This window comes from Telluria sp. RB2R28, from assembly GCF_059685835.1.
The window spans coordinates 47,159-66,323 of record NZ_JCASIK010000005.1 but is presented as its reverse complement, the minus strand read 5'-3'; the positions used below and the strand labels follow the sequence as shown (position 1 = coordinate 66,323).

Genomic DNA, 19,165 nt, shown 5'->3' with positions numbered 1-19,165 from the left:
GCGTCATGCGCTTGACTGTTTCATGCCGGCGCCGACCAGCGTGAAGTAAAACGTGGTGCCAACGCCCACTTCGGACGTGAACCAGCTGTGGCCATTGTGCTGCTCGACGAGCTTCTTGACGATCGCCAGGCCGGCGCCACTGCCGCCCCCGTAGGCGTCGCGCGTGTGCAGGCGCTTGAACATCATGAAGACACGCTCGCTGTGCTTGGTATCGATGCCGATGCCGTTGTCGCGCACGTAGAACGTGGAGACGGTGTCAGCGCCATCGACCGGATCGAGATAGCCGATCTCGATTTGGCGCAGCGGCTTGTCGTTGTACTTGGCGGCGTTGGAGATCAGGTTGGCGAACACTTCGCGCACGCGGATACGGTCGCACGAGATCGTCGGCAGCGGCCTTGGAATCTGTACGTCGATGTCGCGCCCCAGCAGACTCGCGCCGAGCATGTCGGTCGCCTCGGCCACCACGTCGCCCAGCGCGATCGGCTGGCGCTCGAGCGAGAGTCGGCCAACGCGCGAAAAGTGCAGCAGCGCGTCGAGCAGGCTGTCCATGCGCACCGTGAGGCGCAGCATGGCGTCGATGCGTTCGCGGCCCTGCGCGTCGAGCGGGCGGCCCGCCTTCGTTTCTTCGAGCAGGAAGTGGGCGTACTTGTGAATGCCGCGCAGCGGTTCTTTCAGGTCGTGGCCGGCGACATAGGCAAAGGCGTCGAGTTCGTCGTTGCTGCGCACCAGATCCGTGTTCAGCGCCGCCAGCTGTTCGGCACGCGCGACGACGACATCGAGCATCAACAGGCGCAAATTCTTGGCCGCCTCGATCTCGACCGGTTTCCATGGCTCGGCGCGGCCCCGCACTTCTTCCTGCCACACGGCGAAGCTCTGACGCGGCGTCAGGCGCGCGCCGTGCTCCCCTGTCGCCTTGCCGGCTTCGTAAGGATTGCCGCCCCAGCGATAAGTCTGCAGCTGCTCGGGGCGGAACCAGATGACCCAGTCGCCCTGGCTGCGCTGCGATATGGGGAATGCCAGCAGACCACTGCAGCAACCGAGCGCGTCGCCGCCATCAGGATAAGCGCGGCCCAGATCGTCCAGCGCAATGACCGTGCCGCCATCGGCCAGGCGCGCGCTGTGCAGCGTCAGCCAGGCCGCCAGCGCCGTGAGCTGCTGCGCATCTGGCGTGGCGCCGGCCATGCTCCACTGGCCATTCTCCGACACCGCCACGCCGCCCGCGTCGATGCCGTCGAGCAGCGAGGGCGTGCCATCGGTCAGCGCCGCGTAGTTGCCGTCGGCGAGCGCCTGGCCCAGCACCGCATGGTGCGCCGCCTCGAGCTTGAGCCGGTACTCCAGATGTTCCCGGCCTTCGGCCGAGGCGATTTCAAGAGAGGTGACCTGGCCGAGAAATTCGGCGGCCGCGCGCAGGGTATAGGGCAGCGCAATCGGCGCGTAATGGTGGCAGGCGATCAGGCCCCACAGCCTGCCGTCGCGCAGGATCGGCATCGTCAGCGTGGCCGCCACGCCCATATTGCGCAGGTAATCGGTGTACATGACGGACGCGCCGCGCAGTGCGCAATAGGTCATGTCCAGCGGCCGCCCCGTCACGGGGTTCAGCAGCGGCGCGATCTCCATCAGCGCGCCGTCCACGTCCGGCAAGGGCCGCACGCCGATGCGCTTGAAGATGGCGCGCGCCGGCACCGGAATATCGCTGGCCGGATAACGCAATCCCAGCCACGAATTGAGGTCGCTGCGGTGCGCATCGGCGATCACTTCGCCCGTCTCGTCGCGGTGGAAGCGGTAGATCATCACGCGGTCCAGACCCGTCGTGCGCCGCACTTCATGGGCGGCGATATCGCAAAAGGCGCTCAGGCTGCTGGCCGACTTCAGGCGCACCAGCGTCGTTTTCACCATCGAGTAATAGTCGCTGTCGGTCACGACCGTGTCGCCGGGGCGGCTGGCCGGCTCGATCTCGACGATCAAGACACCGTCGGCCTGGTGGACCGAAAAGTCCATCGCGATGTCGCGGCAAGGGGCATGGGGCAGCGGCGCCGTGAGCACGTACAGCGCATTGCGCTCCAGGACTTCGGTGCGCATCGCATGCACGATGCGCTGCGCCGCATCCGGGCCGACGACGGCGGCCAGTGCCTGGTCCAGCACCTGGTTCAGGGCCAGGCCGGTACGCTGCGGCCAGTTTTCACTGGCCTGGCGCACGATCAGGTCGTCAAGACTGAGCGCCAGCAGCAAGCCATGCGCCTGGATGCAGCCCGGGGTCTGTACCGGTTCATCGTCGCAGTTGGACAGGGAGACGCCGTGGCGCTTGATACTGTAGGGGAACGGCAGGGTGCTGCGACTCATTGAGTGACTCTTTATCGCATGGCCGTTTGCTAGACGAAGGGGCGAAGAGTAGCACTTACATGAGAACAGGGTAAATATTCGTTGTGTGCGCCTGGAAACCGATGGTTTTCGGCCAACACAAGTCAGGCGCTACGCTTCATTTCGCCAGCACGTAAAACCCATAGCCGAGGACACCGATGATGGCGTAGATCCCGATATAACCCGACCACATCATGAAGCGCCCCTCCCAGCTGCCTTCCCTGGCGAGTCTGGCGTAATAGCCCCAGGCATTGCCGGGTTCATAGTCTTTGTTCTTGCGGTGCTTGTAGTCGATGATTTGATTTGGGACACCGAAGACGAGCAGGAAGACGCCCGCAATGACCTTCAAGACGCTGATGTCGTCCATGGCTGTTCAGCGTGGCGACTTCGCGCCGGAGCGTTCCATCAAGCGGCTAGATGGCGCCAGCGCCAGCACGAGCAACCAGCCCGCGAATGCAAACCCGCGATGCAACACGAAGAAGCACAAGGCGTACATGATCCATTGGGCCAGGCCGCTGGGTGGCACGCCAAGCCCGGCTCTGTGAGCCAGAAAACCCGTCGACAACACGGCCAGTGCGCTCACCAGCGCGGCAAACCACCATGTGTGTTCGAGTCTGGATGTCATTGCGGGATCGCCGTCAGTTTGCAAGACACGCAGTATATGGCACTGCACGTGCTGCAAAAGGCGCACAAAGTCACTGGGGGCTGTGCTGCCGATCTTCAAGCCGGCGGCAGACTGTCCCACAGGTCGCCCGTCGGGCTGATGCGCGGCGCCGTCACGCCAAAGTGCTGGTATGCCAGCGGCGTGGCGATGCGTCCGCGCGGGGTGCGCTGCAGATAGCCCTGCTGGATCAGGAACGGTTCGAGCACGTCTTCGATCGTGTCGGCCGCTTCGCCGATGGCGGCTGCCAGGTTGCCGATGCCGACCGGACCGCCGGCAAACTTGAACAGCACCGCTTCGAGCAGCTTACGGTCCATCACGTCGAAGCCCACGCTGTCGACGTCGAGCATCTTGAGGGCGCGGTCGGCGATGTCACGCGTGATCTCGCCCGTGCCTTTCACCTGCGCGAAGTCGCGCACGCGGCGCAGCAGGCGATTGGCGATCCGCGGCGTGCCGCGGGCGCGCTTGGCCACTTCGCGCGCGCCGTCTTCGTCGATCGGCGCCACCAGCAGCGCGGCGCTGCGCAGCACGATCTTGGTCAGTTCGGGGACGTTGTAGAACTCCAGGCGCGCCACGATGCCGAAACGGTCGCGCAGCGGATTGGTCAGCATGCCGGCGCGCGTGGTCGCGCCCACCAGCGTGAACGGCTGTAGGTCGAGCTTGACGGAACGCGCGGCCGGGCCTTCGCCGATCATGATGTCGATCTGGTAGTCCTCGAGCGCCGGGTACAGGATCTCTTCAACCACCGGCGACAGGCGGTGGATCTCGTCGATGAACAGCACGTCGTTCGGCTCGAGGTTCGTCAAGAGGGCGGCCAGGTCGCCCGGGCGCTCGAGCACGGGGCCCGAGGTCTGGCGCAGGTTCACGCCCATCTCGCGCGCGATGATGTGCGCGAGCGTCGTCTTGCCCAGGCCCGGTGGGCCGAACAGCAGCGTGTGGTCGAGCGCTTCGCGCCGGTTGCGCGCGGCCGTGATGAAAATCTCGAGCTGGTCGCGGATTTTCTCCTGGCCGACATATTCGTCGAGCTGCTTGGGCCGCAGCGCGCGCTCGATCGCCTCTTCGTTGGGCGAGGCCGGTGCGGCGTCGATCACGCGCTGTTCGGTAAAGTTGTCGGTCTGGATACTCATTGCTTACATCCGGTCAGGCTTTGGAGAGCGCCTTGAGCGCAAATTTGATGCCATCCGAGACGCTGGCGCCGGCTGGCATGTTCTTGATCGCGAGCAGCGCTTCCTTGTCGGAATAGCCCAGCGCGGCGAGCGCGTTGAGCACGTCAGTCTGCGTGTCGTCGCGCGGCACGCCGGCCACCATGCCGATATCGGCGCCGAGTTTGCCTTTCAGTTCCAGCAGCAGTCGCTCGGCGGTCTTCTTGCCGATGCCGGGCACCTTCACCAGGCGGCCCGTCTCTTGCAGCGTGACGGCCTGCGACAGCTCGGCCACGGTCATGCCCGACAGAATCGACAGCGCCATGCGCGCGCCCACGCCCGTGATCTTGATCAGTTGCCGGAACAGCGCGCGTTCGGCGGCGCTGCCAAAGCCGAACAGCAGGTGCGCATCTTCGCGCACGGTCAGGTGCGTAAACAGGACGACTTTTTCGCCCGTGTGCGGCAGGTTGTAGAACGTGCTCATCGGCACATCGACTTCATAGCCGACGCCATTGCAATCCACCAGCACGTGCGGCGGCGCTTTTTCGAGCAGGGTTCCGGAGAGACGACCGATCATCGAATGAATTCCTTGTTATGAGACGAGACGGCTGTTTTTCATGCGCAGCCCGATCATGTCGGGCGCAATCGCGCCCAAGAGGGCCAGCGTGTCGATCGTGTGGGCATGGCAGATGGCCACGCCAAGCGCATCGGCGGCGTCGCTGCCCGGCAGACCTGGCAACTTGAGCAGCCGCGCAACCATGTCCTGCACCTGCGGCTTGGCCGCGCGGCCGGTGCCCACCACCGCCTGCTTGACCTGCACCGCCGTGTATTCGGCCACATCGAGATCGGCGCCCACGAGCGCCGTGATGGCCGCGCCGCGCGCCTGGCCCAGCAGCAGGGTCGATTGCGGATTGACGTTGACGAACACTTTTTCGATGGCGGAACAGGCCGGCTGGTAGGTCGCGATGATCTCGCTGACGCCGTGCAGGATGACTTTCAGGCGTGGCGGCAAGGCGCCTTCCAGCCCGGTCTTGATGGTGCCCGAAGCGATGTAGCGCAGCTTCGTGCCGTGTTTTTCAATGACGCCAAACCCCGTCGTGCGCAGGCCCGGGTCGATGCCGAGAATAATCATGCTGGAATGTTACCCCGGCTGGGGGTGTTCGTGGGAAAAATACTGTGCAAAAACACAGGGATCGGCGTCTGAATAGCCTGTATGCGGATCATACGCCGATTGAACGCGTGGACGGCGTAGCCGTCCACCCTACGATGATGCGTCCGGATTGTTGCAATCAATGACGGAAGTGACGCGTGCCCGTGTACAGCATGACGACACCGCGCTCGTCGGCGGCATCGATGACTTCCTGGTCGCGCATCGATCCACCCGGGTGGATCACGCAGGTCGCGCCGGCATCGACGACGACGTCCAGGCCGTCACGGAACGGGAAGAATGCATCCGACGCCACGGCCGAGCCGCTCAAGCTCAGGCCGGCGTTCTGCGCCTTGATCGAGGCGATGCGCGCCGAGTCGATGCGGCTCATCTGGCCGGCACCGACGCCCAGCGTCATGCCGTTACCGCAGAACACGATCGCGTTCGACTTGACGAACTTGGCCACGCGCCACGCGAACATCAGGTCTTGCAGCTGCTGCGGCGATGGCTGCAGCTTGGAGACAACGCGCAGGTCTTCCATGCCGACGTTCTTCGCGTCCGGCGACTGCACCAGCAGGCCGCCGCCGACGCGCTTGACGTCGTAGGCATTCTGGCCGGCACCCAGGGCGATTTCCAGCAGACGCACATTTTGCTTGGCCGCCATGATCTGGCGCGCTTCGGCGGTGAAGCTCGGCGCGATCAGCACCTCGACAAACAGCTTGGCCAGCGCTTCGGCCGCCTTGCCATCGACTTCGACGTTGAAGGCGATGATGCCGCCGAAGGCCGAGGTCGGATCGGTCTGCAGCGCGCGCGAATACGCGTCCAGTGCATCGACGCCAATTGCCACGCCGCACGGATTGGCGTGCTTGACGATCACGCAACCGGCCGCCTGCCCCAGGCCGCCGAGCGACTTGACGCATTCCCAGGCTGCGTCGGCATCGGCGATATTGTTGTACGACAACTCTTTACCCTGCAGCTGGCGGTAGTTGGCCAGTGCGCCGTCGATCGTGACGAGGTCGCGGTAAAAGGCGGCGCCCTGGTGCGGGTTTTCGCCGTAGCGCATTTCCTGGACTTTCTCGAAGCCCATGTTCAGCGTGGCCGGGAAGTTCGAGCGGGTCGCGTGTGCGCGGTCTTCGCCCAGGCTGGTCAGGTAATTGGTGATCGCGCCATCGTACTGGGCGGTGTGTGCGAACACTTTCTTGGCCAGGCGGAACTTGGTCTCGTAGCTGACCGGACCGGCGTCGCCGCCCGAGCCCTTCATTTCAGCCAGCACGACGCCGTAGTCGGCCGGATCGACGACCACGACCACGTCGCGGTGGTTCTTGGCGGCCGAGCGCAGCATGGTCGGGCCACCGATGTCGATGTTCTCGATCGCATCTTCCAGCGAGCATTGCTCTTTGGCGACGGTTTGCTGGAACGGGTACAGATTGACCACGACCATGTCGATCTGCGGAATATTGTGCTCTTCCAGTTTCGCGATGTGCTCGGGGAAATCGCGACGGGCCAGGATGCCGCCGTGCACTTTCGGGTGCAGCGTCTTGACGCGGCCATCGAGCATTTCCGGGAAACCGGTGTAATCGGCCACTTCCGTGACTGGCACGCCATTTTCTTGCAGCAGCTTGGCGGTGCCGCCAGTGGACAGGATGTTCACGCCCAGCTGGTTCAGCGCGCGCGCGAAATCGAGCACGCCGGTCTTGTCGGATACGGAAATGAGAGCTTGTTTGATCATGGTGAGGCCTATGGTTGAGAATTCCTGGCGCCGGACGTGGAGACCGTTGGGTCTCCGGGGCCGCGCAGGAAGCGCAGCCAACCGGCAACGCTTAGAGCAGCCCGTGCTCTTGCAGTTTCTTGCGCAATGTATTGCGATTGATGCCCAGCATCTGCGCGGCATGCGACTGGTTGCCGTCGGCACGCGACATGACCACTTCGAGGACGGGCTTTTCGACGGTCAACACCATCATGTCGTAGATGTTGGTCGGTTTTTGCTCGCCGAGATCGTTGAAATAGTCTTCAAGACTCTTCTGGACGACTTCCTGGATACTTTCTTTGCTCATGTCTTTGCTGCTTCATCCTGGTTGTGTGATTGCTGCCCAGCTTGTTGCACTGGCTTGCTGCATCTGCGGGCAGCGCGTCCCCAATTGTTCTTCTTGTCGCTTGTTGTGCTGGTCTTCTATGCCGCGATCGCGTCTACGGCGGGAAGCGCGGGGCGGTATTGTAACCGCTCGCCATGGCGGTGCTGGGATTTCAGGAAGTCATCCATCGCCGCAAGTTGCTCGGCGGTCGATTCCAGCAGATTCATGCGCTGACGGAATTCCTCGCCATCCGGCAGATCCTGGACATACCAGCCGATGTGCTTGCGCGCGGTCCGCACGCCGATGAACTCGCCATAAAAAGCATAGTGCGCCGGCAAGTGCTCGTGCATCAGTTCGCGCACTTCTTCGACCAGCGGCGCCGGCATGTGTTCGCCCGTGCGCAGGTAATGATCAATTTCACGGCAGATCCATGGCCGGCCCTGGGCCGCCCGGCCGATCATGACGGCGTCCGCCCCCGTGTAGTCGAGCACGAACTTCGCCTTCTCGGGCGTGGTGATGTCGCCATTGGCCACCACCGGGATGCCGACCGACGCCTTCACGGCGCGGATGGTGTCGTACTCGGCGTCGCCCTTGTAGCCGTCGGCGCGCGTGCGGCCGTGCAGGGTCAGCATCTGGATGCCGGCCTGCTCGGCCAGGCGCGCGATGCGCAGCGCGTTCTTGTTTTGGCGATCCCAGCCGGTACGGAACTTCAGCGTGACCGGCACGTCGACGGCCTCGACCACCGCGTGCAGGATGCGCTCGACCAGGTCTTCGTGCTGCAACAGGGCCGACCCGCACCAGCTGTTGCACACTTTCTTGACCGGGCAACCCATATTGATATCGATGATCTGCGCGCCACGCTCGACGTTGAACTTCGCACAATCGGCGAGGTCTTTTGGATCGGCACCGGCGATCTGCACCGCCTTGGGCTCCATCTCGCCCGCGTGGTCGATCCGGCGCGACGTCTTTTCGCTGGCCCACAGGCGCGGATTGGACGCAGCCATCTCGGACACCGCATAGCCCGCGCCGAGCTGCTTGCACAGTTGCCGGAACGGGCGGTCCGTCACACCAGCCATCGGCGCGACAAAGACGTTATTACGCAGGAGATAAGGACCTATTTGCACAGCTGGCAGACTCAAAAGTGACACGGGAACCTGCTATTTTACCTCAAGCGCTGCTCAATTTATCAGCACAATTTTTCAAATTGTTGTGTGTGCGATATTGGCAAGGCCAGGAAACGGGGGATGAGAGCCACCACGTAGGGTGGACGGCTTCGCCGTCCACGCGGCGATCGCTACCGGTGCCGGTCACGCGCAGGGCGATCTGGCAGGCGACCAATGGTGCCGGTTTCGTGCGGGGCAGTCCGGCAGCCAACCATCACCGCGTGGAAGGCGGAGCCTTCCACCCTACGGCAACTCGTCGAGGGCGGGTTGCCGCAGATGCTCGACTTCGCCCCAGCTCGTCAAATGCAGCTTGCCCTGCTCAAGCACGAAGCGGTTGATGCTGGCGTTGTGCACCTTGAAGTCGCGCGGGGTGTCCAGCGACAGGCCCAGTGCGGCGCGGTAGGCGCACTCGAGCACGCCGCCGTGGGCCACCAGCGCCAGCGTCTGACCCAGATGGCGGGCGGCGTGGGCCGTGATCGCCGTCATGACGCGGTCAAAAAAGGCGCGGAACGATTCACCCTGGTTTTTGCCCGGTGGGAGCGTTGCATCGACATTACGCGCTTGCCAGGCGGCAAAGTCCGCCGGATAGCGGGCCGCGATCTCACTATAGAGCAAGCCTTCGAAGCCGCCGTAGCAGCGCTCGCGCAATTGGGGATCGACCTGCACAGCCGTTGTTGCGCCGCGCGCGCGCAGGATCGCCTCGGCCGTTTGGCGGGCACGGCCCAGGTCGCTGGACAGCACGTGGTCGATGGCTTCACCGGCCAGTGCCGCGCCAAGCAGCGCCGCCTGGCGCTCGCCTTCGGCATTGAGCGGGATATCAAGATGGCCCTGCAGCCGGCGTTCGGCATTCCAGGCGGTCTCGCCGTGGCGGATGAGCAGGATCGTGGTCGCGCCCCGGGGCGCTGTGGTCATGGTCATGAGGTTCTGGTGCCCGAACCTCGGGGCAATCGGATGGAAGCGCTATTTTGGCAGATCGGCGACGGCGTGGGGATTGAGCGCATAGGTGCCGAAGATGCACGCCTCGTCGAGGATGTGGCCATGGATCGCCATGCGGACCTGGGGCCCCGTAAAGCGGCCCGTGAGCGGCAGGCGTGGCATATCGAGTGCATACAGGGTAAAAACATAGTGGTGCACGCGCTCGTCGTTCCAGGGCGGGCACGGGCCGTCATAGCCATAGAACTCGCCCGCCATGCCGGGCGCGCCGGCAAACCAGTCGGTATAGTCATTGAGGCCATGGCGCAATTGGTGCTCGGTGCCGTTCTTGATGGTGAATGGCACCAGCGGCCCCGGTTTGCCGTGCGGCGTGACGCGATTGGAGAACCTGCCCTCGGCCAGCGCCGTGAGGCACACGGGGATATCGGCCAGCGTCCAGTGGAAAAAATCGATGCGCGGCGCCGTCAGCGGCACCGTGCAGCCGTCGATATTGACGCGGCGGCCATCGCGCGGGACGTCGGGATCGTGGCAGACCAGCACCAGCGATTCGGTGCCGTTCGGTACGTCGGCCCAGGCGATATGCGGGTTGCGGTTGCTCGACAGTCTGACGTGGGTGGCAGCGTCGCGCACGGCGAACGCGCAGGCGGCGGGCATGGCGGCCCCGTTGGTAAACGAATTGCTCCAGATTCGCATGGTTCCTCCCGGCTACTGGGTTTGACCCTGGCAGCCAGGCGGGGTTTCAGCGCGTTGCTACGACCGGATCAACGCGCAGCCAGAATGTCACCGGCCCGTCGTTGATGAGCGACACCTTCATGTCGGCGCCGAACACGCCGGTTTCCACCTGGGCGTGGCGCGTGCGCGCCTGGCGCACGGCGTAATCGAACAGGCGCCGGCCGTCTTCCGGTGCTGCCGCTGGCGTGAACGATGGCCGCGTGCCCGATTTGGTGTCGGCCGCGAGCGTAAATTGCGGCACCAGGAGCAGGCCGCCATTCACGTCAGCCAGACTACGGTTCATCTTGCCCGCCTCGTCCGAAAAGACGCGGTAACCGAGCATTTTGGTCAGCAACAGGTCAGCTTCGCGCTCGGTGTCGCCCTTTTCGGCGCACAGTAAAACCAAGAGGCCGGGACCGATGGCGCCGACGGTCGCACCGTCGACGCGCACTGCCGCTTCGCTCACGCGTTGCAGCAGGCCGATCATGCCAGCGTCACGCGCGCGAACTTGCGCTTGCCCACTTGCACGACGAGCGTGCCGGCAGCCACCTGCAACCCTTTATCGGCGACGACGGCGCCGTCGATGCGCACGCCGCCCTGGTCGACCATGCGCATGGCTTCGGACGTCGATGCGCACAGGCCAGATTGCTTGAGCAATTGCGCCACGCCCATCGGGGCGCCCGACAGCGCCACTTCCGGCACGTCGTCAGGAATGCCACCCTTGGAACGGTTGACGAAGTCGGCCAGCGCATCGTCGGCCGCCTGGGCCGAGTGGAAGCGCGTCACGATTTCCTTGCCCAGCGCCACCTTGGCGTCGCGCGGGTTGGCGCCGCCGTCGATCGTCGCCTTCAATTGCGCAATGTCGTCCAGCGAGCGGAACGACAGCAAATTGAAGTACTTCCACATCATGTCGTCCGAAATGCTCATCAGCTTGCCGAACATGGTGTTCGGTGCTTCGGTGATGCCGATGTAGTTGTTTTTCGACTTGGACATCTTCTCGACGCCATCCAGGCCTTCGAGCAGCGGCATGGTCAGGATGCACTGCGGCTCCTGGCCGTAGTCCTTCTGCAGTTCGCGGCCAACCAGCAAGTTGAATTTCTGGTCCGTTCCACCCAGCTCAAGGTCGGACTTCAATGCGACCGAATCGTAGCCCTGCATCAGCGGATACAGGAACTCATGCACGGCGATCGGTGTCCCACTCTTGTAACGCTTGGTGAAATCGTCGCGTTCCATCATGCGCGCCACGGTATAGCGCGAGGCCAGCTGAATCATACCGCGCGCGCCGAGCGGGTCGCACCACTCCGAGTTGTAGCGCATCTCGGTGCGGCCGGCGTCCAGCACCAGCGATGCCTGACGGAAGTACGTCATCGCGTTTTCTTCGACCTGCTCGCGCGTCAGCGGCGGCCGGGTGGCGTTGCGCCCCGACGGGTCGCCAATCATCGATGTGAAGTCACCGATTAAAAAGATCACCTGGTGACCCAGATCTTGTAATTGACGCAACTTGTTCAGCACCACAGTGTGACCCAGATGCAGGTCTGGCGCCGTCGGGTCCAGACCCAGTTTGATGCGCAGCGGGGTGCCGGTTTGCTCCGACCGCGCCAGTTTTTGCGCAAAATCGGCCTCGACCAGCAACTCGTCGACACCTCTTTTTGCGATGGCGAGGGACTCGAGAACGCGGTCAGTCAGAGGAAGGCGCACAGGCGCATTTACCATGGAATTGCCGCCAGGAACTGCTGTTGAGGTCATAAATTCGTGTAGGAAATTGGCTAAAACGGTTGTAGGACCACATCTTTTGGTATAATTCACGATCCTGTTTTCGTTTCCCAAAGAAAACTTTGTTAAACGTCATGAACATGGCCCTTGAAAGTTCAGCCGCAAATTTTAACTGATTGCATGAACCCTATACAGAAAATTACCCGTCAGACACTGCTGCAGCTGGTGCCGAAGACCCGCAAAGCCCGCGTATTGAGCGCCGGCGCCGTCTTCCTCAGTATGTGCGCCTTTGGCGCAGTAGGTGTCGCCCCGATCGCAAGCGATCCTTCCGACCTGCCCGTGACCTCGGTCGCGACGAACCTGGAATTGCCAAATCTGGCAGCCCAGATCGCCGCACTGCAGCAAGACGAGCAGCAATTCATCCACGAAGAACGCATCCGCCGCGGCGATTCGCTCGGCTCGCTCTTCACCCGCCTTGGCATCGAAGATGCACAGGCACAGAAATTCGTTCGTTCCGACAAGCTGGCACGTCGCCTGCTGTCGCTTCAGACCGGCAAGCGTATCCAGGCCGAGACCGATGAAAACGGCCTGCTGCTGTCGATGCGCGCCACCGTCATCGATGGCAAGAACGGCAACGCACGCACGATCAGCGTCGAGCGCAAGGGCGAATCCTTCGTCGCCCTCGAAGCGCCGGCCAAGCTCGAGCGTCGCGTCGAAATGCGCTCGCGCGACATCGCGTCGTCGCTGTATGCAGCCACCGACTCCAACGTCGATGGCGGCAGCCTGCCCGACTCGATCGTCGGCCAGATCATCGAGATGTTCTCGACCGATATCGACTTCCGCACCGACGTCAAGCGCGGCGACCGCTTCAATGTGGTCTACGAGACCTTCTGGCTCGACGGCGAACAGGTCAAGACCGGCCGCATCCTGGCTGGCGAGTTCGTCAATCGCGGCGTGGCGTATCAGTCCGTCTGGTACGAAGACCCGATCACCAAACAGGGCGGTTACTACACCCTGGACGGCAAGGCACTCAAGAAAGCCTTCCTGAAGTCGCCACTCGAGTACTCGCGCATTTCGTCGGGCTTCTCGATGCGCGTGCACCCGCTGTCGGGCAAATGGAAAGCGCACAAGGGCGTCGATTACGCAGCATCGACCGGCACCCCGATCCGCGCCGTGGCGGATGCCACCGTCGACTTCGCCGGCAACGGCAATGGCTACGGCAATATGGTCGTGCTCAAGCACTGGTCGGCGTACAGCACCGCCTACGCGCACATGAGCCGCATCGCGCCAGGTCTGCGCAAGGGCGCCAAGATCAGCCAGGGCCAGGTCATCGGCTACGTCGGCTCGACCGGCTGGTCGACCGGCGCGCACCTGCACTACGAATTCCGTGTGGCAGGCGTGGCCAAGGATCCAAACCAGTACAAGTCGCTGGCACAGCAACCGCTGAGCCAGGCTGAACTGGGTCGTTTCCGCATGGCTGCAGCCGAGATGAATCACCGCTTCTCGCTGCTGGGTCCAAGCGGTTCGGCCATGGCCGCCCGCTAAGACAGCTTCACCCCTGTCACGACGCCCTCCGCTGCATTTCGATGCCGGAGGGCGTTTTGCTTTGTGGCTTCTGTCGATCACTTGCGCGATGGATCCTCAGTCAACTATCGGTCTAGCGATTACTTGTGCGATGGATCCTCAGTCAACTATCACCGCGTGGACGGCGTAGCCGTCCACCCTACGTATATGACAAATAATCTGTTCATTGGCCTGATGTCTGGCACCAGCCTCGACGGCGTCGATGGCGTGCTGGCCGACTTTTCGCAAGGCGCGATCCGCACGGTTGCAGCCGCTTTCACGCCCTTCCCTGCCGACCTCCGAACTGAACTGATGGCGCTGCAGGCGGCCAGCCACAACGAACTCGAGCGCGAGGCGCTGGCCGCCAATGCGCTGGCGCTGGCCTATGCCGACTGTGTGCGTGCGCTGTTGCCGTCCAGCCCCGGCAAGGTCGCTGCCGTGGCCGTGCATGGCCAGACGATCCGTCATCGCCCCGAGCTGGGCTTTACGCGCCAGACCAACAATCCGGCGCTGCTGGCCGAACTCACCGGCCTGGACGTGATCGCCGACTTTCGCAGCCGCGACGTCGCTGCCGGCGGCCAGGGTGCGCCGCTGGTGCCGGCCTTTCACGCGGCCGCATTTGGTGCGCCGGGCACGGCGCGCGTCGTCGTGAATATCGGTGGCATCGGCAATATCAGCGTGCTGCATGGCGATGGCCGCGTGACGGGCTTCGATACGGGTCCCGGCAATGTATTGATGGATCTGTGGATTGCGCGTCACCAGGGCCGCGCCTATGACGAGGACGGCGCCTGGGCTGCCAGCGGGATCGTGCACCCGCCATTGCTGGTAGCGTTGCTCGATGAGCCGTACTTCGCGCTGCCGGCGCCCAAGAGCACGGGGCGCGACCTGTTCCATGCGGACTGGCTCGATGCCAGGCTGGCCACTTTCAAGGATGTCGCCCCAGCCGACGTCCAGGCCACGCTGACGCGCCTGACGGCTGTGACGATCGCACGCGCCATCGTTGATGAAGGCATCGCCCCGGACGCTGTGTACGTGTGCGGTGGCGGCGCCTATAACGGCGCGCTGCTGCGTGGCATCAGCGCCGAGCTCGATGGCGTGACGGTGGCGTCAACGGCCCAACTGGGCGTTGCCCCGAACCGGGTTGAAGCGTTGGCGTTCGCCTGGCTGGGTTGGCGCTTCACGCAGCGTGAGCCGGGGAATCTGCCGGCGGTTACGGGCGCACGCGGCCTGCGCGTTCTGGGCGCGCTGTACCCGACATGAACGCAAAAAGGCCCGCTCGAAACGGGCCTTAATGTGAAAAGACCCGCATCGAGCGGGCCTTTTTGATGCACCGGCCATTGCCGGGCAGCGCTGCGCTGCTTACGCCGAGAACGACGAACCGCAACCGCAGGTCGAGGTGGCATTCGGATTCTTGATCACGAACTGCGCGCCTTCAAGGTCATCCTTGTAATCGATCTCGGCGCCGACCAGATACTGGTAGCTCATCGAGTCGATCAACAGCTGGACACCTGCTTTTTCCATCGTCGTATCATCGTCGTTGATGATCTCGTCGAAGGTGAAGCCATACTGGAAGCCCGAGCAGCCGCCGCCCTGCACGAAAACGCGCAGCTTGAGGTCGGGGTTGCCTTCTTCTTCGATCAGCTGGGCCACTTTCTGTGCCGCGCTGTCGGTGAAGTTGATTGGTACGGGAATCGTGTCGAAATCTACTACTTCGGCGACTGCGGTCATGGAATGCTCCTGGATAATCAAACTCCGCCCATTATAGACGGTTGGGGGAACTCATGCTGCCGACCCTCAGGGAAAGTCGGCCAGATGAGACACCAGTTGTCACTCAGACAGGGTACCGTCCCTTGATGATAGCAAGAGGACATGATCCTTCTGCAAGCGCTGGTGCAGTAGCCTCGAATATGCGGCCAAGTGGCCGCAATTCAAGTCCGACAGGCACCAGCGCCGCCTGTTACGGCAACAGCGCGATCTGCTTCAGCCCGGTCGCTTCATCCAGCCCGAACATCAGGTTCATGCACTGCACGGCCTGGCCCGATGCGCCCTTGACCAGATTGTCCTGCACCACCAGGATCACGACCGTGTCGCCGCCATCCGGGCGATGCAGCGCCAGGCGCAGCACGTTCGAGCCACGGGTCGAGCGCGTCTCAGGGTGCGAGCCGAACGGCATCACGTCGACGAACTCGCTGTCCTTGTAGGCATCTTCGAACAGCGCCTGCAGCGCGGCGTCGTCGATCTCTTTCGTCAGGCGCGCATACAGCGTCGCGTGCATGCCGCGGATCATCGGCACCAGGTGCGGCGTGAAGATCAGGCCGACCTTCTGATCGGTGAAGCGCGCCAGCTGGGCCGTCGTTTCCGGCGTGTGGCGGTGACCGCTCACACCATAGGCCTTGAAGTTGTCGCTCGACTCGGAGAACAGCGTGGCAATCTCGGCCTTGCGACCGGCGCCCGACACGCCCGACTTGCAGTCGGCGATCAGGTTGCCCGCGTCGATGATGCCGGCCTTGAGCAGCGGGTAGTAACCAAGCTGCATCGTGGTCGGGTAGCAGCCCGGATTGGCGATCAGGCGCGCGCCCTTGATCGCGTCGCGGTTCAGCTCCGCCAGGCCGTACACGGCTTCTTCGAGCAGCTCGGGCGCCGTGTGGTCGATCTTGTACCATTTTTCGAACGTGGCCTGATCCTTCAGGCGGAAGTCGGCCGCCAGGTCGATCACTTTCACGCCCGCTGCCAGCAGCTCGGGCGCCTGCGCCATCGCCACGCCGTGCGGGGTGGCGAAGAACACGACGTCGCAGCTTTTCAGGTCGGCTTTATCGGGGCTGGAAAACGCCAGGTCGACGCGGCCGCGGAGCGACGGGAACATGTCGGCCACCGGCAGGCCGTCTTCCTTGCGCGACGTAATTGCCGTCAGTTGCACATCCGGATGCACGGCCAACAGCCGCAGCAATTCCACGCCCGTGTATCCGGTGCCGCCAACGATGCCAACTTTGATCATGTTCTGTTCCTCGAGAATGGTAGAAAGGCCCTGCTTTCAGGACGAAGGGTGCATTTTAACAGCCTGGGAAATGCGGGGCGTACCGGTCTGTAAAGCAAAAAAGCCGCCCAACCTTGCGGTGGACGGCTTTTTCGGCACAGCGCCCGAAGGCGCAGGCAACAGCGAATTAACGCTTCGAGAATTGCTTTGCGCGACGTGCTTTGCGCAGACCAACTTTTTTACGCTCGACTTCACGCGCATCGCGGGTGACGAAGCCAGCACGGGCCAGATCTGGCTTCAGTGCTGCGTCGTAGTCGATCAGAGCGCGGGTGATGCCGTGACGGACGGCGCCAGCCTGGCCCGACTCGCCGCCGCCGTGCACGTTGACCTTGATGTCAAAACGCTCGACGTTGCCGGTCAGTTCCAGCGGCTGGCGAATGACCATCAGGCCGGTTTCGCGCGAGAAGTATTCCGAAGCAGGCTTGCCGTTCACGATGATCAGGCCGGTGCCAGTTTTGATGAACACGCGAGCGACTGCACTCTTGCGACGGCCGGTGCCGTAGTTGTAGTTACCGATCATGTCAGTTCCTTAGAGGGTCAGTGCTTGTGGTTGCTGAGCAGCGTGTGGGTGCGAACCTTCCGCGTACACTTTCAGCTTCTTGATCATTGCGTAGCCGAGTGGGCCTTTAGGCAGCATGCCCTTGACCGCTTTCTCGAGTGCGCGACCTGGGAAACGCTGTTGCATTTTCAGGAAGTTCGTTTCGTAGATACCGCCCGGGTAGCCCGAGTGACGGTAGTACGTTTTTTCGGTGGCCTTGGTACCGGTCACACGCAGTTTGCCTGCATTGATCACAACGATGAAGTCACCGGTGTCGACGTGCGGGGTGAATTCCGGCTTGTGCTTGCCGCGCAGTCGGAGTGCCACTTCGCTGGCAACACGTCCGAGGACCAGGTCCGTCGCGTCAATGACAAACCAGTCGCGCTGGACTTCATGGCCCTTAGCGGAAAAAGTTTTCATGTTTATTCCAAAATAAAAAATTGCTCAAATGGTGGTTCCGCCCTGTACTTCAGCGGACTCGGCCTTGTTATCTTTTCCTGAGCAAACGGAAAGCCGACGATCATAACCTGCACCGGCATTGCCGTCAATCGCCATCTGGTGATTTCAGGGACCATTGCGGCCACAGTCCTGACCCGGTCCGCATGCCTTGATGCATAGTTGAAACAATCGGTTGACCATAGAAACAGCGCGAACTTATCATCGTTGCAACCTGAGGAGATGTCGTGACGATATTCAAGATTTTGCCCGCCCTGCTGGCGCTGCCGCTGCTGCTCGCTGCCGGTAGCGCCAGCGCCGCCGCACCGGCCATGACGGACCGCAGCTGCCACCTGCCCGGCGTGGTCGAGGCGCTGCGCTGCGTGAGCGTGACCGTGCCGCTCGACCATGCGAAGCCGGAGGGCCCGACGCTGGCGCTGCACGTGACCGTGGCGCCGGCCTTCCGCCAGGGCAGCCGCACCGATCCGCTGTTCGTGCTGGCCGGCGGTCCGGGCCAGGCGGGCAGCGATGTGCTGGTGCTGCTCAAGGCCGCGTTCGACCGCGTGCGCGCCACGCGCGACATCGTCTTCATCGACCAGCGCGGCACCGGCCGCTCGGGCAAGCTCGGCTGCGCCAGCAAGCCCGAACACGAAACCATGGGCGACGCCGAGCTGATGGCCGAACTGCGCGCCTGCATCGCGGCCAACACGTCACCGCTGAGCGCCTACACGACGCTGGCCGCGGCGCGCGACCTCGAACGCGTGCGCCTTGCGCTGGGCTACGGCCAGGTCAATCTGTGGGGCGGCTCGTACGGCACGCGCCTGGCGCAAACCTATGCCCGCGCCTATCCGTCCAGCGTGCGCGCGCTCGTGCTCGACGGCGTGGCCGCGCCCGACCAGGTGATCCCGGCCGGCGGCCGCGACTCGCAGACCGCGCTCGACGGCGTGTTTGCCGCCTGCGCCAAAGACGCCGCCTGCCACAAGGCGTACCCGAACCTGCGCGCCGAATTCGATGGCCTGGTCACCCGGCTCGAAGCGGGCGACCTGCGCCTGTCGCTGCCCAATCCGCGTACAGCCGAGCAGACCAGTTTCACGATGTCGTCCGACCGCTTCCTGGGCACAGTACACAACATCCTGTATGCGCCGGCCGATGCGCGGCGCCTGCCGTTCTTGATCCATAACGCGAGCCAAGGGCGCTGGCAGCCGTTCATCGCGCGCCAGAACCTGGCCGGTGACTTCGGCAACGACGCCAGCATGTCGATGCTGCTGCACTTCGCGGTGGTGTGCGCCGAAGACGTGCCCCGTTTCACGCCCGAGTTGATGAAAGCTGACGCCGCCGTGCTGGCACGGCCGCTGGCCGAGATGATGCCAAAGCTCTGCAGGGACGACATCAAGGTGCCGGTCGTGCCGTATGCGGAACCGACCCGGATCGACGCGCCGGCCCTGCTGCTCTCGGGCGCGCTCGATCCGGTCACGCCGCCGCACCGCGCCGCGAGCGCCGCCCGGTCGATGGCGCACGCCCAGCAGATCGTGGTGGCCAATGCCGGCCACGGCGTCTCGCAACTGGGCTGCGCACCGCGCCTGCTGCGCACTTTTCTCGACCATCCGCAGGCCAGGCTCGACGCGGCCTGCATGACCGAGATCCCGGCGCCCACCTTCCAGCTCGGCAGCGCCGGGCCGCAACCATAAGATTCGG

At 63.5% G+C, this 19,165-nt stretch carries 20 protein-coding genes; 3 read left to right on the top strand and 17 right to left on the bottom strand.

Going from position 1 to position 19,165, the window contains the following annotated elements; translation table 11 throughout:
- Positions 1-3 precede the first annotated feature (3 nt).
- The 13 genes from AC56LV_RS18510 to tyrS form a co-directional block, all read right to left on the bottom strand.
- Positions 4-2,340: an ATP-binding protein gene (locus AC56LV_RS18510; RefSeq protein ID WP_499559788.1), complete on the bottom strand. Its 2,337-nt coding sequence runs from the start codon at positions 2,338-2,340 to the stop codon at positions 4-6.
- 136 nt (positions 2,341-2,476) lie between these two features.
- Positions 2,477-2,725, bottom strand: a complete 249-nt coding sequence (locus tag AC56LV_RS18505) for a hypothetical protein (protein WP_499559786.1) — start codon at positions 2,723-2,725, stop codon at positions 2,477-2,479.
- A 6-nt stretch (positions 2,726-2,731) separates the two neighbouring features.
- Positions 2,732-2,983, bottom strand: a complete 252-nt coding sequence (locus AC56LV_RS18500; protein ID WP_499559784.1) for a hypothetical protein — start codon at positions 2,981-2,983, stop codon at positions 2,732-2,734.
- 95 nt (positions 2,984-3,078) lie between these two features.
- On the bottom strand, positions 3,079-4,146 hold the full coding sequence (gene ruvB, locus AC56LV_RS18495) for a Holliday junction branch migration DNA helicase RuvB (RefSeq protein ID WP_499559782.1): 1,068 nt from the start codon (positions 4,144-4,146) through the stop codon (positions 3,079-3,081).
- Positions 4,147-4,159: 13 nt separating this feature from the next.
- Positions 4,160-4,738 (bottom strand): Holliday junction branch migration protein RuvA, encoded by a 579-nt coding sequence (ruvA, locus tag AC56LV_RS18490; RefSeq protein WP_482897339.1) that lies wholly within the window; start codon positions 4,736-4,738, stop codon positions 4,160-4,162.
- 15 nt (positions 4,739-4,753) lie between these two features.
- A complete protein-coding gene (gene ruvC, locus AC56LV_RS18485; protein WP_183556793.1) occupies positions 4,754-5,293 on the bottom strand; it encodes a crossover junction endodeoxyribonuclease RuvC in 540 nt (179 codons plus the stop codon).
- A gap of 157 nt (positions 5,294-5,450) precedes the next feature.
- On the bottom strand, positions 5,451-7,037 hold the full coding sequence (gene purH, locus AC56LV_RS18480) for a bifunctional phosphoribosylaminoimidazolecarboxamide formyltransferase/IMP cyclohydrolase (protein ID WP_499559780.1): 1,587 nt from the start codon (positions 7,035-7,037) through the stop codon (positions 5,451-5,453).
- 91 nt (positions 7,038-7,128) lie between these two features.
- Entirely contained in the window at positions 7,129-7,362 is a 234-nt protein-coding gene (locus AC56LV_RS18475; RefSeq protein WP_005667930.1) for a helix-turn-helix domain-containing protein, read from the bottom strand.
- 116 nt (positions 7,363-7,478) lie between these two features.
- The gene (gene dusB / locus AC56LV_RS18470) at positions 7,479-8,504 is read right to left on the bottom strand and encodes a tRNA dihydrouridine synthase DusB (protein ID WP_499560218.1); all 1,026 of its coding nucleotides are present in this window, start codon (positions 8,502-8,504) and stop codon (positions 7,479-7,481) included.
- 282 nt (positions 8,505-8,786) lie between these two features.
- Positions 8,787-9,461, bottom strand: a complete 675-nt coding sequence (locus AC56LV_RS18465) for a histidine phosphatase family protein (protein ID WP_499559778.1) — start codon at positions 9,459-9,461, stop codon at positions 8,787-8,789.
- 42 nt (positions 9,462-9,503) lie between these two features.
- Positions 9,504-10,169: a YbhB/YbcL family Raf kinase inhibitor-like protein gene (locus AC56LV_RS18460; protein WP_499559776.1), complete on the bottom strand. Its 666-nt coding sequence runs from the start codon at positions 10,167-10,169 to the stop codon at positions 9,504-9,506.
- Positions 10,170-10,215: 46 nt separating this feature from the next.
- Positions 10,216-10,674, bottom strand: coding sequence for a D-aminoacyl-tRNA deacylase (dtd, locus tag AC56LV_RS18455; RefSeq protein WP_499559774.1), 459 nt, complete (start codon positions 10,672-10,674; stop codon positions 10,216-10,218).
- A complete protein-coding gene (tyrS, locus tag AC56LV_RS18450; protein WP_499559772.1) occupies positions 10,671-11,900 on the bottom strand; it encodes a tyrosine--tRNA ligase in 1,230 nt (409 codons plus the stop codon). Before tyrS ends, dtd begins: the two co-directional genes overlap by 4 nt.
- 180 nt (positions 11,901-12,080) lie before the next feature.
- Between tyrS and AC56LV_RS18445 the strand changes: the two genes are divergently transcribed.
- Both AC56LV_RS18445 and AC56LV_RS18440 read left to right on the top strand, forming a co-directional pair.
- The gene (locus AC56LV_RS18445; protein ID WP_499559770.1) at positions 12,081-13,445 is read left to right on the top strand and encodes a peptidoglycan DD-metalloendopeptidase family protein; all 1,365 of its coding nucleotides are present in this window, start codon (positions 12,081-12,083) and stop codon (positions 13,443-13,445) included.
- A 186-nt stretch (positions 13,446-13,631) separates the two neighbouring features.
- The gene (locus AC56LV_RS18440; protein WP_499559768.1) at positions 13,632-14,723 is read left to right on the top strand and encodes an anhydro-N-acetylmuramic acid kinase; all 1,092 of its coding nucleotides are present in this window, start codon (positions 13,632-13,634) and stop codon (positions 14,721-14,723) included.
- 99 nt (positions 14,724-14,822) lie between these two features.
- Here the strand turns inward: AC56LV_RS18440 and erpA are convergent, their stop codons facing one another.
- The 4 genes from erpA to rplM form a co-directional block, all read right to left on the bottom strand.
- The gene (gene erpA, locus AC56LV_RS18435) at positions 14,823-15,191 is read right to left on the bottom strand and encodes an iron-sulfur cluster insertion protein ErpA (protein WP_183556750.1); all 369 of its coding nucleotides are present in this window, start codon (positions 15,189-15,191) and stop codon (positions 14,823-14,825) included.
- 229 nt (positions 15,192-15,420) lie between these two features.
- Positions 15,421-16,458: an N-acetyl-gamma-glutamyl-phosphate reductase gene (gene argC, locus AC56LV_RS18430; RefSeq protein WP_499559766.1), complete on the bottom strand. Its 1,038-nt coding sequence runs from the start codon at positions 16,456-16,458 to the stop codon at positions 15,421-15,423.
- Positions 16,459-16,624: 166 nt separating this feature from the next.
- The gene (rpsI, locus tag AC56LV_RS18425) at positions 16,625-17,017 is read right to left on the bottom strand and encodes a 30S ribosomal protein S9 (RefSeq protein ID WP_183556746.1); all 393 of its coding nucleotides are present in this window, start codon (positions 17,015-17,017) and stop codon (positions 16,625-16,627) included.
- A 9-nt stretch (positions 17,018-17,026) separates the two neighbouring features.
- Entirely contained in the window at positions 17,027-17,455 is a 429-nt protein-coding gene (gene rplM / locus AC56LV_RS18420) for a 50S ribosomal protein L13 (protein ID WP_183556744.1), read from the bottom strand.
- Positions 17,456-17,718: 263 nt separating this feature from the next.
- Here rplM and AC56LV_RS18415 point away from each other — a divergent pair, with 263 nt between their 5' ends.
- Positions 17,719-19,158 (top strand): alpha/beta fold hydrolase, encoded by a 1,440-nt coding sequence (locus AC56LV_RS18415; protein ID WP_499559764.1) that lies wholly within the window; start codon positions 17,719-17,721, stop codon positions 19,156-19,158.
- The last annotated feature ends 7 nt before the right edge of the window (positions 19,159-19,165 follow it).

Coding starts and splice junctions, on each gene's coding strand:
- rplM (WP_183556744.1), bottom strand. CDS start 17,455: ATGAAAACTTTTTCCGCTAAGGGCCATGAAGTCCAGCGCGACTGGTTT.
- erpA (WP_183556750.1), bottom strand. CDS start 15,191: ATGACCGCAGTCGCCGAAGTAGTAGATTTCGACACGATTCCCGTACCA.
- purH (WP_499559780.1), bottom strand. CDS start 7,037: ATGATCAAACAAGCTCTCATTTCCGTATCCGACAAGACCGGCGTGCTC.
- dtd (WP_499559774.1), bottom strand. CDS start 10,674: ATGATCGGCCTGCTGCAACGCGTGAGCGAAGCGGCAGTGCGCGTCGAC.
- ruvB (WP_499559782.1), bottom strand. CDS start 4,146: ATGAGTATCCAGACCGACAACTTTACCGAACAGCGCGTGATCGACGCC.
- ruvA (WP_482897339.1), bottom strand. CDS start 4,738: ATGATCGGTCGTCTCTCCGGAACCCTGCTCGAAAAAGCGCCGCCGCAC.
- AC56LV_RS18475 (WP_005667930.1), bottom strand. CDS start 7,362: ATGAGCAAAGAAAGTATCCAGGAAGTCGTCCAGAAGAGTCTTGAAGAC.
- AC56LV_RS18460 (WP_499559776.1), bottom strand. CDS start 10,169: ATGCGAATCTGGAGCAATTCGTTTACCAACGGGGCCGCCATGCCCGCC.
- AC56LV_RS18465 (WP_499559778.1), bottom strand. CDS start 9,461: ATGACCATGACCACAGCGCCCCGGGGCGCGACCACGATCCTGCTCATC.
- rpsI (WP_183556746.1), bottom strand. CDS start 17,017: ATGATCGGTAACTACAACTACGGCACCGGCCGTCGCAAGAGTGCAGTC.
- AC56LV_RS18440 (WP_499559768.1), top strand. CDS start 13,632: ATGACAAATAATCTGTTCATTGGCCTGATGTCTGGCACCAGCCTCGAC.
- AC56LV_RS18510 (WP_499559788.1), bottom strand. CDS start 2,340: ATGAGTCGCAGCACCCTGCCGTTCCCCTACAGTATCAAGCGCCACGGC.
- argC (WP_499559766.1), bottom strand. CDS start 16,458: ATGATCAAAGTTGGCATCGTTGGCGGCACCGGATACACGGGCGTGGAA.
- AC56LV_RS18500 (WP_499559784.1), bottom strand. CDS start 2,983: ATGACATCCAGACTCGAACACACATGGTGGTTTGCCGCGCTGGTGAGC.
- AC56LV_RS18505 (WP_499559786.1), bottom strand. CDS start 2,725: ATGGACGACATCAGCGTCTTGAAGGTCATTGCGGGCGTCTTCCTGCTC.
- AC56LV_RS18445 (WP_499559770.1), top strand. CDS start 12,081: ATGAACCCTATACAGAAAATTACCCGTCAGACACTGCTGCAGCTGGTG.
- ruvC (WP_183556793.1), bottom strand. CDS start 5,293: ATGATTATTCTCGGCATCGACCCGGGCCTGCGCACGACGGGGTTTGGC.
- tyrS (WP_499559772.1), bottom strand. CDS start 11,900: ATGGTAAATGCGCCTGTGCGCCTTCCTCTGACTGACCGCGTTCTCGAG.